Annotated in this window: 19 protein-coding genes and 2 pseudogenes; all 21 read left to right on the forward strand. The window is 63.5% G+C overall.

The window, feature by feature from the left end; translation table 11 throughout:
* Positions 1 to 183 (forward strand): annotated as a pseudogene (locus Q7T84_RS01165) (50S ribosomal protein L5); the annotation flags it as partial.
* A 21-nt stretch (positions 184 to 204) separates the two neighbouring features.
* Positions 205 to 510: a 30S ribosomal protein S14 gene (gene rpsN, locus Q7T84_RS01170; RefSeq protein WP_056730066.1), complete on the forward strand. Its 306-nt coding sequence runs from the start codon at positions 205 to 207 to the stop codon at positions 508 to 510.
* A gap of 10 nt (positions 511 to 520) precedes the next feature.
* Positions 521 to 916 (forward strand): 30S ribosomal protein S8, encoded by a 396-nt coding sequence (rpsH, locus tag Q7T84_RS01175; RefSeq protein ID WP_056730067.1) that lies wholly within the window; start codon positions 521 to 523, stop codon positions 914 to 916.
* 1 nt (position 917) lies between these two features.
* Entirely contained in the window at positions 918 to 1,451 is a 534-nt protein-coding gene (rplF, locus tag Q7T84_RS01180) for a 50S ribosomal protein L6 (protein ID WP_304805735.1), read from the forward strand.
* 3 nt (positions 1,452 to 1,454) lie between these two features.
* Positions 1,455 to 1,814 (forward strand): 50S ribosomal protein L18, encoded by a 360-nt coding sequence (gene rplR, locus Q7T84_RS01185; protein WP_304805736.1) that lies wholly within the window; start codon positions 1,455 to 1,457, stop codon positions 1,812 to 1,814.
* Between the two features lie 10 nt (positions 1,815 to 1,824).
* A complete protein-coding gene (gene rpsE, locus Q7T84_RS01190; RefSeq protein ID WP_304805737.1) occupies positions 1,825 to 2,433 on the forward strand; it encodes a 30S ribosomal protein S5 in 609 nt (202 codons plus the stop codon).
* A 3-nt stretch (positions 2,434 to 2,436) separates the two neighbouring features.
* Positions 2,437 to 2,616, forward strand: coding sequence for a 50S ribosomal protein L30 (gene rpmD, locus Q7T84_RS01195; RefSeq protein WP_304805738.1), 180 nt, complete (start codon positions 2,437 to 2,439; stop codon positions 2,614 to 2,616).
* 133 nt (positions 2,617 to 2,749) lie between these two features.
* A complete protein-coding gene (gene rplO, locus Q7T84_RS01200) occupies positions 2,750 to 3,241 on the forward strand; it encodes a 50S ribosomal protein L15 (RefSeq protein WP_304805739.1) in 492 nt (163 codons plus the stop codon).
* Between the two features lie 178 nt (positions 3,242 to 3,419).
* Entirely contained in the window at positions 3,420 to 4,769 is a 1,350-nt protein-coding gene (gene secY / locus Q7T84_RS01205) for a preprotein translocase subunit SecY (RefSeq protein WP_304805741.1), read from the forward strand.
* A 53-nt stretch (positions 4,770 to 4,822) separates the two neighbouring features.
* Positions 4,823 to 5,395: an adenylate kinase gene (locus Q7T84_RS01210; protein ID WP_304805742.1), complete on the forward strand. Its 573-nt coding sequence runs from the start codon at positions 4,823 to 4,825 to the stop codon at positions 5,393 to 5,395.
* A 195-nt stretch (positions 5,396 to 5,590) separates the two neighbouring features.
* Positions 5,591 to 5,959 carry a 30S ribosomal protein S13 gene (gene rpsM / locus Q7T84_RS01215; RefSeq protein ID WP_304805743.1) on the forward strand — a complete coding sequence of 123 codons (369 nt, stop codon included), beginning with the start codon at positions 5,591 to 5,593 and terminating at the stop codon, positions 5,957 to 5,959.
* Positions 5,960 to 5,971: 12 nt separating this feature from the next.
* Positions 5,972 to 6,361 (forward strand): 30S ribosomal protein S11, encoded by a 390-nt coding sequence (gene rpsK, locus Q7T84_RS01220; RefSeq protein ID WP_056730086.1) that lies wholly within the window; start codon positions 5,972 to 5,974, stop codon positions 6,359 to 6,361.
* 79 nt (positions 6,362 to 6,440) lie between these two features.
* A complete protein-coding gene (locus Q7T84_RS01225; RefSeq protein ID WP_304805745.1) occupies positions 6,441 to 7,457 on the forward strand; it encodes a DNA-directed RNA polymerase subunit alpha in 1,017 nt (338 codons plus the stop codon).
* Positions 7,458 to 7,719: 262 nt separating this feature from the next.
* Complete coding sequence (gene rplQ / locus Q7T84_RS01230) at positions 7,720 to 8,136, forward strand: 50S ribosomal protein L17 (protein WP_304805746.1); 417 nt, start codon at positions 7,720 to 7,722, stop codon at positions 8,134 to 8,136.
* A gap of 101 nt (positions 8,137 to 8,237) precedes the next feature.
* A complete protein-coding gene (locus tag Q7T84_RS01235) occupies positions 8,238 to 9,470 on the forward strand; it encodes an ectonucleotide pyrophosphatase/phosphodiesterase (RefSeq protein ID WP_304805747.1) in 1,233 nt (410 codons plus the stop codon).
* Positions 9,471 to 9,542: 72 nt separating this feature from the next.
* Positions 9,543 to 10,028: a VOC family protein gene (locus Q7T84_RS01240; protein WP_304805748.1), complete on the forward strand. Its 486-nt coding sequence runs from the start codon at positions 9,543 to 9,545 to the stop codon at positions 10,026 to 10,028.
* 1 nt (position 10,029) lies between these two features.
* Entirely contained in the window at positions 10,030 to 10,485 is a 456-nt protein-coding gene (locus tag Q7T84_RS01245) for a VOC family protein (protein WP_304805750.1), read from the forward strand.
* A gap of 13 nt (positions 10,486 to 10,498) precedes the next feature.
* A complete protein-coding gene (locus tag Q7T84_RS01250; RefSeq protein ID WP_304805751.1) occupies positions 10,499 to 10,945 on the forward strand; it encodes a VOC family protein in 447 nt (148 codons plus the stop codon).
* Positions 10,942 to 11,277, forward strand: coding sequence for a helix-turn-helix transcriptional regulator (locus Q7T84_RS01255; protein WP_304805752.1), 336 nt, complete (start codon positions 10,942 to 10,944; stop codon positions 11,275 to 11,277). The genes Q7T84_RS01250 and Q7T84_RS01255 overlap by 4 nt, the downstream gene beginning before the upstream one ends.
* Complete coding sequence (locus Q7T84_RS01260) at positions 11,274 to 11,744, forward strand: SRPBCC family protein (protein WP_304805754.1); 471 nt, start codon at positions 11,274 to 11,276, stop codon at positions 11,742 to 11,744. Before Q7T84_RS01255 ends, Q7T84_RS01260 begins: the two co-directional genes overlap by 4 nt.
* A gap of 54 nt (positions 11,745 to 11,798) precedes the next feature.
* Positions 11,799 to 11,986: pseudogene (locus tag Q7T84_RS01265) on the forward strand (hypothetical protein); the annotation flags it as partial.

Consider the following 11,986-nt stretch of genomic DNA (forward strand, 5'->3'; position numbering starts at 1 on the left):
TCGTTCGACGGTCGTGGCAACTACGCCATGGGTCTGAAGGAACACATCGTGTTCCCGGAGATCAACTACGACCAAATCGATCAAATGTGGGGCATGGACATCATCGTCGCCACGACTGCGAAGACCGACGACGAAGCGCGCGCGCTTCTCAAGGAATTCCAGTTCCCGTTCGTTCAAGCGTAAGCGGCGGGAAGGAAAGAGAAAATGGCCAAGAAAAGCGCCGTCAATCGTAATGAGATGGTCCGCAAGCTGGTGAAGCAATTCGCTGGCAAGCGCGAAGAACTCAAGGCGATCGCCAACGATGAGAGCTTGCCGCTCGAAGAACGCTTCGAAGCCCGGCTGAAGCTCGCCGAACTGCCGCGCAACTCGTCCAAGACCCGCATCCGTAATCGGTGCGAAGTCACGGGCCGTCCGCGCGCGTACTATCGGAAGCTTAGGATGAGCCGGATCGCCCTGCGCGACCTGGGTTCCAGTGGCCAGATTCCTGGCCTCGTCAAGTCGAGCTGGTGAGGAGGGTCTCATGGTGAACGACCCCGTTGGCGATATGATCGCCCGCATCAAGAACGCCGCCACCCGCGGCCGTTCGAAGGTTTCCACGCCGGCCTCGAAGATGCGCGCGCGCGTCCTCGATGTGCTCGCCGAGGAAGGCTACATCCGCGGTTATCAACTCGTTCAGAAGCCGGGCGCTTTCCCGGAGTTCGAGATCGAGCTGAAGTACTTCGACAACCAGCCGGTGATCGTTGAGATCCGCCGCGTGTCGAAGCCAGGCCGTCGCGTCTATTCGTCGATCAAGGACCTGAAGCCGATCAAGAACGGCCTGGGGATCTCGATCCTGTCGACGCCGAAGGGCGTCATGTCGGACACGGCCGCGCGTGACGCGAACGTGGGCGGCGAAGTCCTCTTGCGGGTCTACTAAGATGTCGCGGATCGGAAAGAAGGCAGTCGCCGTCCCTTCGGGTGTGACGGTGACGATCGAAGGCCAAACGGTCACGGTGAAGGGCCCCAAGGGGCAACTCGCTTGGACTGTGGCTGAAGAGATCGAAGTCAAGCAGGAGGGCGCTGAGCTCCTCCTGACGAAGCGTGTCGACAACACCCGGGCGCAAGCCATGTGGGGTCTGTCGCGTACGCTGGTCGCCAACATGGTCGAAGGTGTCACCTCCGGCTTTGAGAAGACCCTCGAACTGGTCGGCGTCGGCTATCGCGCGGCGATGAAGGGCAATGCGCTCTCCATGCAGCTGGGCTTCAGCCACGACGTGGATGTGCCGGCTCCCGCCGGCATCACCTTCGCCGTGCCGAAGCAGACCGAGATCAAGATCTCGGGCATCGATAAGCAGGTCGTCGGCGAGATCGCTTCGCAGATCCGTCGCCTGCGTCCGCCGGAGCCCTATAAGGGCAAGGGCGTTCGCTATGCCGGCGAAAAGGTTCGCCGCAAGGAAGGCAAGAAGAAGTAGGCCATGGCTCTTAAACCCCGTGACACCGCCAAGCGCCGCGCTGAGCGCACGCGCATCCGCCTGCGGTCGGTGGCGAATGGTCGGCCGCGTCTGTCGGTCTTCCGCTCGTCGAAGAACATCTACGCCCAGATCATCGATGATGAACGCGGCGTGACCCTGGCCTCCGCCTCCACCCTCGAAGAGGGCGAAAAGGCAGCCAAGGGCTCGGACAAGGACGCCGCTGCTCGCATCGGCGCGCTTGTCGCTCAACGTGCGATCGAGAAGGGCGTCAAAGACGTCGTCTTCGACCGTGGCGGCTACATCTATCACGGCCGCGTGAAAGCGCTGGCCGACGCCGCGCGCGAAGCCGGCCTGAACTTCTAGGGGTACGCTGATGGCTCGTGGAAACGAACAACGTGGCGGTGGCGGCGACAATCGCCGGGACCGCAACCGCGGCAACCAAGCCGACGATCGCGCCGATTCCGACATCGTCGAGAAGTTGGTCCATATCAACCGCGTCGCCGCGACCGTGAAGGGTGGACGTCGTTTCTCGTTCGCCGCTCTCATGGTGGTCGGTGACCAAAAGGGCCGTGTCGGCTTCGGTCATGGCAAGGCGCGTGAAGTGCCGGAAGCCATCCGTAAGGCGACCGAAGAAGCCAAGAAGACCATGATCCGCGTGCCGCTCCGCGAGAGCCGCACCCTGCACCACGATGGCAATGGCCGTTGGGGCGCTGGCAAGGTGATGGTCCGCTCGGCGCCTCCGGGCACCGGCGTCATCGCCGGCGGTCCGATGCGCGCGGTCCTCGAAACCCTCGGCGTTCAAGACGTCGTCGGCAAGTCGGTCGGCTCGTCGAACCCCTACAACATGGTGCGTGCGACCTTTGAAGCGCTGAAGGCTCAGTCTTCGCCGCGTCAAGTCGCCGCCAAGCGCGGCAAGAAGGTCGCCGACGTCCTGGGCCGTAAGGCCGATGGCGCCGCCGCGGCCGCTGCTGACGGAGAGTGATCTATGGCTACGGTGACTGTTCGCCAAACGGGTAGCCCCATCCGGCGCACCAAGGACCAGCGTGCTACGCTCGCCGGTCTTGGTCTGAACAAGATGGGCCGTGTTTCGACCCTTGAAGACACCCCGTCGGTTCGCGGGATGATCGACAAGGTCAAGCATCTGCTGGAAGTCGTCGAAGGCTAAGCCTTTTCGACTGGACGTTTAGGAGAGGCGGCGCCAAAAGCGTCGCCTCTTCGGTCGTTTCGGCGACCAAGTTTCAATTTTAGCCGAGTCGGAGCGAATGCTCCGGCGATAGATCTCCAAGGAGAGGCGTCACATGACTAAGCTTAACGAACACTCTCCGGCTCCCGGTGCAAAGAATAACCGCATGCGCGACGCGCGTGGCCCGGGTTCGGGCAAGGGCAAGACCGCCGGCCGCGGCGTCAAGGGTCAAAAGGCCCGTTCGGGCGTCGCCATCGCCGGCTTCGAAGGCGGCCAGATGCCGCTGCACATGCGTATGCCGAAGCGCGGCTTCAACAATCCCTTCGCCAAGGAATTAGCCGAAGTGCACCTGAGGCGTCTTGAGCAGGCGATCGCCGCCGGCAAGCTCGACGCGACGAAGCCGATCGACGGCAAGGTTCTGGTCGCCGCCGGTGTCGTGCGTCGTGAAAAGGACGGCGTGCGGCTGCTCGGCAAGGGCGAACTGACCACCAAGATCGACATCACCGTCTATTCGACGTCGACCGCGGCCAAGGCCGCTGTTGAAAAGGCTGGCGGCAAGGTCACGACGACCGCGCCGGTCGTCGTCGTCGCAGACGCGGCTGAGTAATACGCCCATCCCGGCGCAAGCTGGGACTTAGAGCTGACCATCCGGTTTCTTTCAGGTCAGCGACCACCCGCATTCCTAACGGATCCCCGGCCTTGGCCGGGGAAAGCAGGGGAGGGACCGGATGACAGCGCAAGGCGGACACCCTATGTGTGGCCGGTCTTACAGTCTGGGGTTCTAAATGGCTTCGGCCGCCGAACAGCTAGCAGCTAATATGAACTTCGGCGCCTTCCAAAAGGCGACGGAGCTGCACAAGCGCATCGGGTTCACCCTGATGGCGCTCATCGCGTACCGGCTCGGGACCTATATCCCGATCCCGGGCATCGACCCGCAAGCCTTCGCCCAAGCCTTCAGCGGCCAGGCGCAGGGGATCCTGGGCATGTTCAACATGTTCTCGGGGGGCGCTGTCGAACGGATGGCGATCTTCTCTCTGAACGTGATGCCCTACATTTCGGCGTCGATCATCGTGCAGCTGCTTGGGACGGTTTATCCGCCTTGGGAGAAACTGCGAAAGGAAGGCGGGGAGGCGGGCCGCAAGACCCTCAACCAGTACACCCGCTATCTGACCGTTATTCTGGCGCTGTTCCAATCCTTCGCCATCGCCACCGGCCTGCAATCCAGCCCCGGCCTGGTGTTGAACCCCGGCATCTTCTTCTTGGCCTCGACGGTCGTCACCTTGACCGGCGGCACGCTGCTGCTGATGTGGCTGGGCGAGCAGATCACCAGCCGCGGTGTCGGCAACGGCGTCTCCTTGATTATCTTCGCCGGTATCGTCGCCGTGCTGCCCAAGGGCATCTGGCAGATGTTCACAATGACCCGGACGGGCTCGTTGTCGGGCTTTGCGATGTTCGCGATCATCGTCCTGGCCATCGCCGTCGTCTTCGCGATCGTCTTCATGGAGCGCTCGCAGCGCCGGTTGCTGGTGCAGTATCCGAAGCGCCAGCAAGGCAATCGGATGTTCGGCGGCGACACCTCGTTTCTGCCGCTGAAGATCAACACCGCCGGCGTTATCCCGCCGATCTTCGCCTCGTCGCTGCTCTTGCTGCCGACGACCGCGATGGGCTTCCTCGCGACGGCCGAGCTTCCGGCCTGGGCGCAGTGGTTGCCTGGCGCTGTCGGCCTGCTGCAGCATGGTCAGCCGGCGTTCATGGTGCTCTACGCCGCCCTGATCATCTTCTTCTGCTTCTTCTACACCTCGGTCGTGTTCAACCCCGACGATACCGCGGAGAATCTGCGCAAGTACGGCGGGTTCCTGCCTGGCATCCGGCCTGGCAAGCGCACGGCGGAGTACCTGGACTATGTGCTGACCCGTCTGACGGTGATCGGCGCGGCGTACATCACCCTGGTCTGCCTCATGCCTGAGATGCTGATCGGCTACTTCAAGGCGCCGTTCTATCTGGGCGGCACCTCGATCCTGATCGTGGTGAGTGTGACCATGGACACCGTGACTCAAATCCAGTCGCATCTCCTGGCCCACCAGTACGAGGGGCTGATCAAGAAATCCAAGCTGCGCGGGGGACGTGCACGCTAGGACGTCGATTTAGGCCGGCCATTGGGGATGGCCGGGGAGGGGACATTTAAGACATGAATTTGATCCTGTTCGGCCCGCCTGCGGCGGGCAAGGGAACTCAGGCCAAGCGTTTGGTCGAGAACCGCAAGATGGTCCAGCTCTCCACCGGAGACATGCTGCGCGCCGCGATCGCCTCGGGCTCTGAGCTTGGGAAGAAGGTCGAAGGCGTCATGCAGCGCGGCGAGCTGGTCACCGACGAGATCGTTATCGCGCTGATCGAAGAGCGCCTGCCGGAGGCTGACGCCGCTGGCGGAGCGATCTTTGATGGGTTTCCCAGGACCCTGGCTCAGGCCAAGGCTCTGGATCTAATGCTGGAGCAACGCGGATCGCGAATCGATCTAGTGGTCCGCCTGAAGGTGGACGACGAGCAGCTCCTCAAGCGGGTGGCCGGCCGTTTCGCCGAATCGGGCCGCCCCGATGACAATCCCGAAAGCTTCAAAGTGAGGCTCTCGGCCTACAACGACCAGACCGCGCCGCTGCTGCCCTACTACGAAAACCAAGAGAAACTGGTTGAAGTGGATGGTATGGGTTCGATCGAAGACGTGTCCGCCGGCATCGACGGGGCTCTAGAAGCCCTTCGCCGTTAGACAAACCCGCCCTAGCCGTCGCAGGAAGCCTGTAAAAGGTTTAAATTCCTGCGATTGCTCCATTGACGGAATCACATCGTTCCCTATAACGGTGCGCTTCCGCGAAAGGGCGCGAAGGACGTGCCGGCCTTCCCATATGGGACTCTGGGCCGGGGCGCCGTTCGCGCTTCTCTGCGTGACTAGGAGATTCTACGCGTGGCCCGTATTGCTGGCGTCAACATTCCGACTAACAAGCGCGTCGTGATCGCGCTTCAGTATATCCATGGCATCGGGCAGGCGAAAGCCAAGCAGATCGTCAGCAAGGTTGGCATTGAAGACGCTCGTCGCGTCAATCAGCTGTCCGACGCTGAAGTTCTGCAGATCCGTGAAGCTATCGACCAAGACCATACGGTCGAGGGCGATCTGCGTCGCGAGACCGCGGTCAACATCAAGCGCCTCATGGACCTGGCCTGCTATCGCGGCCTGCGTCACCGTAAGGGCCTTCCGGTCCGCGGTCAGCGCACTCACACCAACGCCCGTACCCGCAAGGGCCCGGCTAAGCCGATCGCCGGCAAGAAGAAGTAAGAGAGCTTAGCGATGGCCAAGGAACCGGCGCGCGTTAAACGTCGCGAACGTAAGAACATCACCTCGGGCGTGGCGCACGTGAACGCCTCGTTCAACAACACCATGATCACCATCACGGACGCGCAAGGGAACACGATTTCCTGGTCGTCGGCCGGCATGATGGGCTTCAAGGGCTCCCGGAAATCGACGCCTTACGCCGCCCAGATGGCGGCTGAAGACGCCGGCAAGAAGGCGGCTGAGCATGGCGTTAAGACGCTGGAAGTGAACGTGTCGGGTCCGGGTTCGGGCCGTGAATCGGCGCTGCGCGCTCTCCAGTCCGTTGGTATGACCATCACGACCATCCGCGACGTGACCCCCATTCCGCATAACGGTTGCCGGCCGCCCAAGCGTCGGCGCGTCTAAGTACCGAAGTACCGCACTCCCCACGCGCCGGACCGCGATTTCGCGTCCGGCGATCCTGCGTTTCGAGGGACATCTCTACGTGATCGAAAGAAACTGGAACGAGCTCATCCGTCCCGAGAAGCCGCTGATCGAGACCGGAACTGACGCGAACCGCAAGGCGCGTCTGGTAGCCGAACCTCTCGAACGCGGCTTCGGCGTGACGCTGGGCAACAGCCTCCGTCGTGTTCTCCTGTCGTCGCTGCAAGGCGCGGCCGTCACCGCCGTTCAAATCGACGGCGTGGTGCACGAGTTTTCGTCGCTTGAAGGCGTTCGTGAAGATGTCGTCGACATCGTCCTGAACATCAAGCAACTGGCGCTGCGCCTGCACTCCGAAGGCCCCAAGCGCATGACGTTGAAGGCCTCTGGTCCCGGCACCGTGACCGCCGGCCAGATCGAAGTGCCGTCCGACATCGAGATCTTGAACCCTGACCACGTGCTCTGCACGCTGGACGATGGCGCCACCGTGCGCATGGAGTTCACGGTCAATAACGGCAAGGGCTACGTCCCGGCCGATCAGAACCGTCCGGAAGATGCTCCGATCGGCCTCATCGCCGTCGACAGCCTGTTCTCGCCAGTCAAGCGCGTGGCCTATCGCGTCGAGCCGACCCGTCAGGGTCAAAGCCTCGATTACGATAAGCTGATCATGGAAGTGGAAACCAACGGCGCTATCTCGCCGGTGGACGCGGTGGCTTTCGCCGCCCGCATCCTGCAAGACCAGCTACAAATCTTCATCACCTTCGAAGAGCCGAAGAAGAAGGTTGAAGGCGAAGCCAAGCCGGAACTGCCGTTCAACCCGGCGCTGCTGAAGAAGGTCGACGAGCTCGAGCTCTCGGTCCGTTCGGCGAACTGCCTGAAGAACGACAACATCGTCTATATCGGCGACCTGATCCAGAAGACCGAGGCGGAGATGCTCCGTACCCCGAACTTCGGCCGCAAGTCGCTCAACGAGATCAAGGAAGTGCTCGCGGGCATGAACCTTCACCTCGGCATGGACGTCCCGAATTGGCCGCCCGAGAACATCGAAGAACTCGCCAAAAAGTTCGACGACCAGATGTAGGACGCCGCCAGATCTGCGTTCGCGGATTTGGAACTTGAAAGTTGGAGCACGTGCGGGCGGCGGGGACACTTCCGCCTAGCGTGCTCCCCGCGCCGACTCCGTGCCGCCTCGGCGGCATGGGCCCTAGGAGACCGCAACCGCGGTGGAGGGTCCCGGCGCTTCGTGTTGACCCAGGCGGGATGAGGCTGGGACTTGGTTAGGCAAAGACACAGTCCCGTACATCGGGAACGTGCAGTGGGCCAAACGGCCCAGGAGATACAAGATGCGTCACGGTAAAGCCCACCGCAAACTGGGTCGTACGACCGCCCACCGCACCGCGATGTTCGCGAACATGGCTGCGAGCCTGATCAAGCACGAGCAAATCGTGACCACCCTGCCGAAGGCGAAGGAACTGCGTCCCGTCGTCGAGAAGCTGATCACGCTCGCCAAGCGCGGCGATCTCCACGCTCGTCGTCAAGCCATCAGCCAAGTCCGCGACGTGGCTCAGGTCGGCAAGCTCTTCGCCGTTCTGGGTCCGCGCTATCAAGACCGTCAGGGCGGCTATATCCGCGTCCTGAAGGCCGGCTTCCGCTACGGCGACAACGCCCCGCTGGCCGTGATCGAACTCGTCGATCGCGATCCGTCGGAAAAGGGCAAGGACTCCGGTCCGGTCCAGGCCAGCGCGTTCGGCGACGAATAGGCTAGCCTGCCAAAGCAGTTTTAAAGCCCCGGACGGAAACGTCCGGGGCTTTTGCTTTGCGCGATAGGTAGTCGTCACGTCAGGCGGCTAGCTTGGCTGTCATGAGTCTTGTCCGAAATATCTGCGCGGTCTTGGCGAGCGGCCTGGTGCTCGCCAGCTGCGCGTCACCGCTAGCTAAGCCGCAGCTCGCGGGCGGGGGCGAGCGCCCCGTGGTGGTGCTGATCTCCATCGACGGTTTCCGCGCCGACTATCTCGACCGGGGCGTCACGCCCAATCTGTCGCGTCTGGCGGCGGAGGGCGCGCACGGGGCCATCCGGCCGTCGTTTCCGACCAAGACCTTCCCGAACCACTACAGTCTGGTGACCGGCCTCCGACCGGACCGTCACGGGATCGTCGACAACAACATGATCGACCCGGAGATCCCGGATGTCGCCTTTTCCTTATCCAACAAGGCCGCGGCGAGGGACGCCCGCTGGTGGAACGACGGCACGCCGATCTGGGTGAGCGCCGAGCGCGCCGGGATACGGTCAGCCACGATGTTCTGGCCCGGATCGGAGGCGGCCATCCAGGGGGTGAGGCCAAGCCGTTGGCTCCCGTTCAAGCAATCCATGCCGGCCACGGCCCGCACGGACCAGGTCTTGGCTTGGCTGGATGAGCCAGCGGCGACGCGGCCGCGGTTGATCACCCTCTACTTCGACGAGGTCGACACCGCCGGCCACTACCATGGCCCAGATTCGACGCAGGTCGCCGAGGCCGCTGGGCGGACCGACGCGGCGATCGGCCGGCTGACCGAGGGGCTGAAGGCCCGGGGGCTCAAGGCCAACCTGGTGATCGTGTCCGACCACGGCATGGCCGCGGTGGCGTCTGATCGGGTGATCTATATCGAAAACCTGGCGTCAGCGGATCTCGGTAAGCCGCTCGCCCTGGGCGCCTTCATGACCTACTACCCGGCGCCTGGGCGGGAAGCGGAAGCCGAAGCGGCCCTGTTGGTGCGGCGCCCCCACGTCACCTGCTGGCGCAAGGGCGAGATCCCGGCGCGATACCATTTCGGGGCCCATCGCCGGGTCGCGCCGATCTTCTGCCTGCCGGAAACCGGCTGGGTGATCACAACGCGCGCGAAGCGCCCGCCGAAGGGCGGGAACCACGGCTTCGATCCCTATTCACCGGAGATGGCGGCGATCTTTATCGGCCATGGACCCGCCTTCGCGCGGGGTCGGGCGACGCCGCTGACCGACAATGTCGATGTCTATCCATTGCTGGCGAGACTTCTGGGCTTGGCTCCCGAACCGAATGACGGTGGGGCGACCCTGGTGGATGCCGCGCTGTCGCGCTGAGCCGAAACATAGTTGCCAAAAGAAAAAACTATTGCATATTATTGCAATAATAGTTCTTCGGGAGAACATGCCGTGAGCGATCCGAAGTCAGCCGTCACCCCCGTCGCGTTCTACCGCGACCCCATGGCCGCCCTGCATTGGCTGGAGGCTGCGTTTGGGTTCGAGACCAGCCTCCTGCTCACCGACGCCGACGGCAAAGTCGGTCATGCGGAGATGACCTTCCGCAACTGCAACATCGGGATCGGCGGAGAGTGGGAGGGACTGCAACTCGGCGGCGCGCGAATGCGCAGCCCCGCCTCGCTGGAGGGGATCGGCACCCAGTTCATGCGGCTCGACCTGCCAGGCGGCCTCGACGCTCATTGCGAACGGGCCAGGGCGGCGGGCGCCGTCATCACCCAGGAGCCGGAAAACCAGTTCTACGGTGCGCGGACCTATCGCGCGCTCGATCCCGAGGGCCACGTCTGGAACTTTAGCCAAGAAGGCCAGATCGCCTCGTTGGAGGACATGACCGCCGCGAGCGGCCTGAAGGTGGCGACCTCCCTGCCGAAAGGAGATTGAGATGAGCGAGCGAGCAAAACTCCCCACGATTGGTCCGCTGCTCTGGTATCGCGATCCTCGGGCGGCGATCAGCTGGCTGGAAACCGCCTTTGGCTTCGAGACCCGGCTGATCGTCGATGACGGGCAGGGCGGGGTGATCCATTCCGAACTCACCCTCGGCGACGGCTATATCATGGTGGTCGGTCCCCCGAGCGGCCAGGCGGTGAGCCCGGCGGCGTTCGGCGGTCGCTCGACCCAGTCGGTACATATCCAGCTTGAAGACGGGCTCGACGCGCGATGCGAGCAGGCGCGAGCCGTCGGCGCGACCATCGAGCGCGAGCCGGCGACCCAGCCCTATGGCGACCGGGTCTTCACTTGCCGCGATCTTGAAGATCATCCCTGGTCGTTTGGCCAGACCGTCCAGGCGTTGTCCGTCGATGAGATGGCGGCGGCCACTGGCCACAGCATTGAAACCTAGAGGAGAGGCGACCATGACCGCCGGGTTCCGTTCGGCCCTGTTCTACCAAGATCCCAAGGCCGCCCTGGCTTGGCTGGAGAAGGCCTTTGGCTTTGAGCTTTCGATGTTGCTGGAGGACGCGCAGGGCAATCTCGTCCACTCGCAGATGGCCTTCGGCAATGGCTACGTAATGATCGGCCAGGAATGGAGCGCCGACCACAAGAGCCCGCGTTCCGTCGGTGGCAAGAACACCCAGACCGTCAGCATCGAGATCGAGAGCGATATCGACGCGCACTTCGAACGAGCGAAGGCGGCTGGAGCTGTAATCGACGCCGCGCCGGAAACGCAGTTCTACGGCGACCGGACCTATCGGTGCCGCGATCCGGAAGGGCACATCTGGACGGTGTCCCAGACCGTCAAGACGGTCAGCCGTGAGGAAGCCGAGGCCGCCAGCGGTCTGAAGATCACCGGCTGGCTATGAGCGGCGCGAGCGCCCAGATCGACACGACCTTGGCGGCGCTGGCTGATCCTTACCGCCGTCAGGTCGTGGACCTGTTGGCCAAGCGCCCGCGTCCAGCCGGGGAATTGGCGCGGGAACTCGGGCTGTCGCCGCCGACCATGAGCCGCCATCTACGCGCCTTGCGCGAAAGCGGCTTGGTGGAGGAATCCCATCCGTCGTTCGATGCGCGCGTGCGCATCTACGCCCTGAGGCCCGAACCCATGGTGCATCTCCTGCGCTGGCTGGAGGAAAGCGAGCGCCTCTGGTCCGAACAACTGCTGGCCTTCAAGGCCCATGTCGAGCGCGCGCCGTGACCTCGAAGGTCTATGTGGCGCTGCGGGTGAAGGCGCCGCGCGAGCGCGCCTTCGACGCCTTCGTGCAGGAGATTGGCGCCTGGTGGCGGCCAAGCGGCCTGTTCCAGACCACGCCCCGTGCGCCCGGCGTTCTGGCCTTCGAGCCCGGGGAGGGCGGCCGGCTGACCGAAACCCTGGCGAGCGGGAAGGTCTTCGAGATCGGCCAGATCACCGCCTGGGAGCCGCCCTCGCGTTTGGTCTTCTCCTGGCGACAGGCGAACTTCCCTCTCGATCTTCATACCGAGGTCGAGGTCTGCTTCGAGGCCGTGGGCGATGGCGAGACACGGGTCAGCGTCGAGCATCGCGGCTTCGATCAGGTGCCCTTGGGCAGCGCCGCGCGTCACGGTTTCCCCGACCAGGCGCTGCTCATGCGTTTGGCTGAGTGGTGGCGCACCCTGCTGACATCATATCGCGACACCTCGGCGTAACCTCGGTCCGCGAGCCGTGGTGATTCACACGCCGATTCTGCTGGAGTTCGAACAATGACCGATCGTCCTAAAGCGCCGGAGAGCGCGGGCGCCGAGGCTAAGCAATGGACCGGTGCGTTCCGGTTCATCTTCGCCGCGGCGGTCATCAACGCGATCTCGTTCGGGATCATGATCCCGGTGCTGCCGAACCTGATCAAGGAATTCACCGGCGGCGACACGGCGGCGGCGTCTGAGTGGAACGT

It is taken from the genome of Phenylobacterium sp. (assembly GCF_030654915.1).
Taxonomy (GTDB): domain Bacteria; phylum Pseudomonadota; class Alphaproteobacteria; order Caulobacterales; family Caulobacteraceae; genus Phenylobacterium.

Bases quoted from the DNA above. Each gene is read 5' to 3' on its own strand.
- rpsN (WP_056730066.1), top strand. From the start codon at position 205: ATGGCCAAGAAAAGCGCCGTCAATCGTAATGAGATGGTCCGCAAGCTG.
- rpsH (WP_056730067.1), top strand. From the start codon at position 521: ATGGTGAACGACCCCGTTGGCGATATGATCGCCCGCATCAAGAACGCC.
- rplF (WP_304805735.1), top strand. From the start codon at position 918: ATGTCGCGGATCGGAAAGAAGGCAGTCGCCGTCCCTTCGGGTGTGACG.
- rplR (WP_304805736.1), top strand. From the start codon at position 1,455: ATGGCTCTTAAACCCCGTGACACCGCCAAGCGCCGCGCTGAGCGCACG.
- rpsE (WP_304805737.1), top strand. From the start codon at position 1,825: ATGGCTCGTGGAAACGAACAACGTGGCGGTGGCGGCGACAATCGCCGG.
- rpmD (WP_304805738.1), top strand. From the start codon at position 2,437: ATGGCTACGGTGACTGTTCGCCAAACGGGTAGCCCCATCCGGCGCACC.
- rplO (WP_304805739.1), top strand. From the start codon at position 2,750: ATGACTAAGCTTAACGAACACTCTCCGGCTCCCGGTGCAAAGAATAAC.
- secY (WP_304805741.1), top strand. From the start codon at position 3,420: ATGGCTTCGGCCGCCGAACAGCTAGCAGCTAATATGAACTTCGGCGCC.
- Q7T84_RS01210 (WP_304805742.1), top strand. From the start codon at position 4,823: ATGAATTTGATCCTGTTCGGCCCGCCTGCGGCGGGCAAGGGAACTCAG.
- rpsK (WP_056730086.1), top strand. From the start codon at position 5,972: ATGGCCAAGGAACCGGCGCGCGTTAAACGTCGCGAACGTAAGAACATC.
- rplQ (WP_304805746.1), top strand. From the start codon at position 7,720: ATGCGTCACGGTAAAGCCCACCGCAAACTGGGTCGTACGACCGCCCAC.
- Q7T84_RS01235 (WP_304805747.1), top strand. From the start codon at position 8,238: ATGAGTCTTGTCCGAAATATCTGCGCGGTCTTGGCGAGCGGCCTGGTG.
- Q7T84_RS01245 (WP_304805750.1), top strand. From the start codon at position 10,030: ATGAGCGAGCGAGCAAAACTCCCCACGATTGGTCCGCTGCTCTGGTAT.
- Q7T84_RS01250 (WP_304805751.1), top strand. From the start codon at position 10,499: ATGACCGCCGGGTTCCGTTCGGCCCTGTTCTACCAAGATCCCAAGGCC.
- Q7T84_RS01255 (WP_304805752.1), top strand. From the start codon at position 10,942: ATGAGCGGCGCGAGCGCCCAGATCGACACGACCTTGGCGGCGCTGGCT.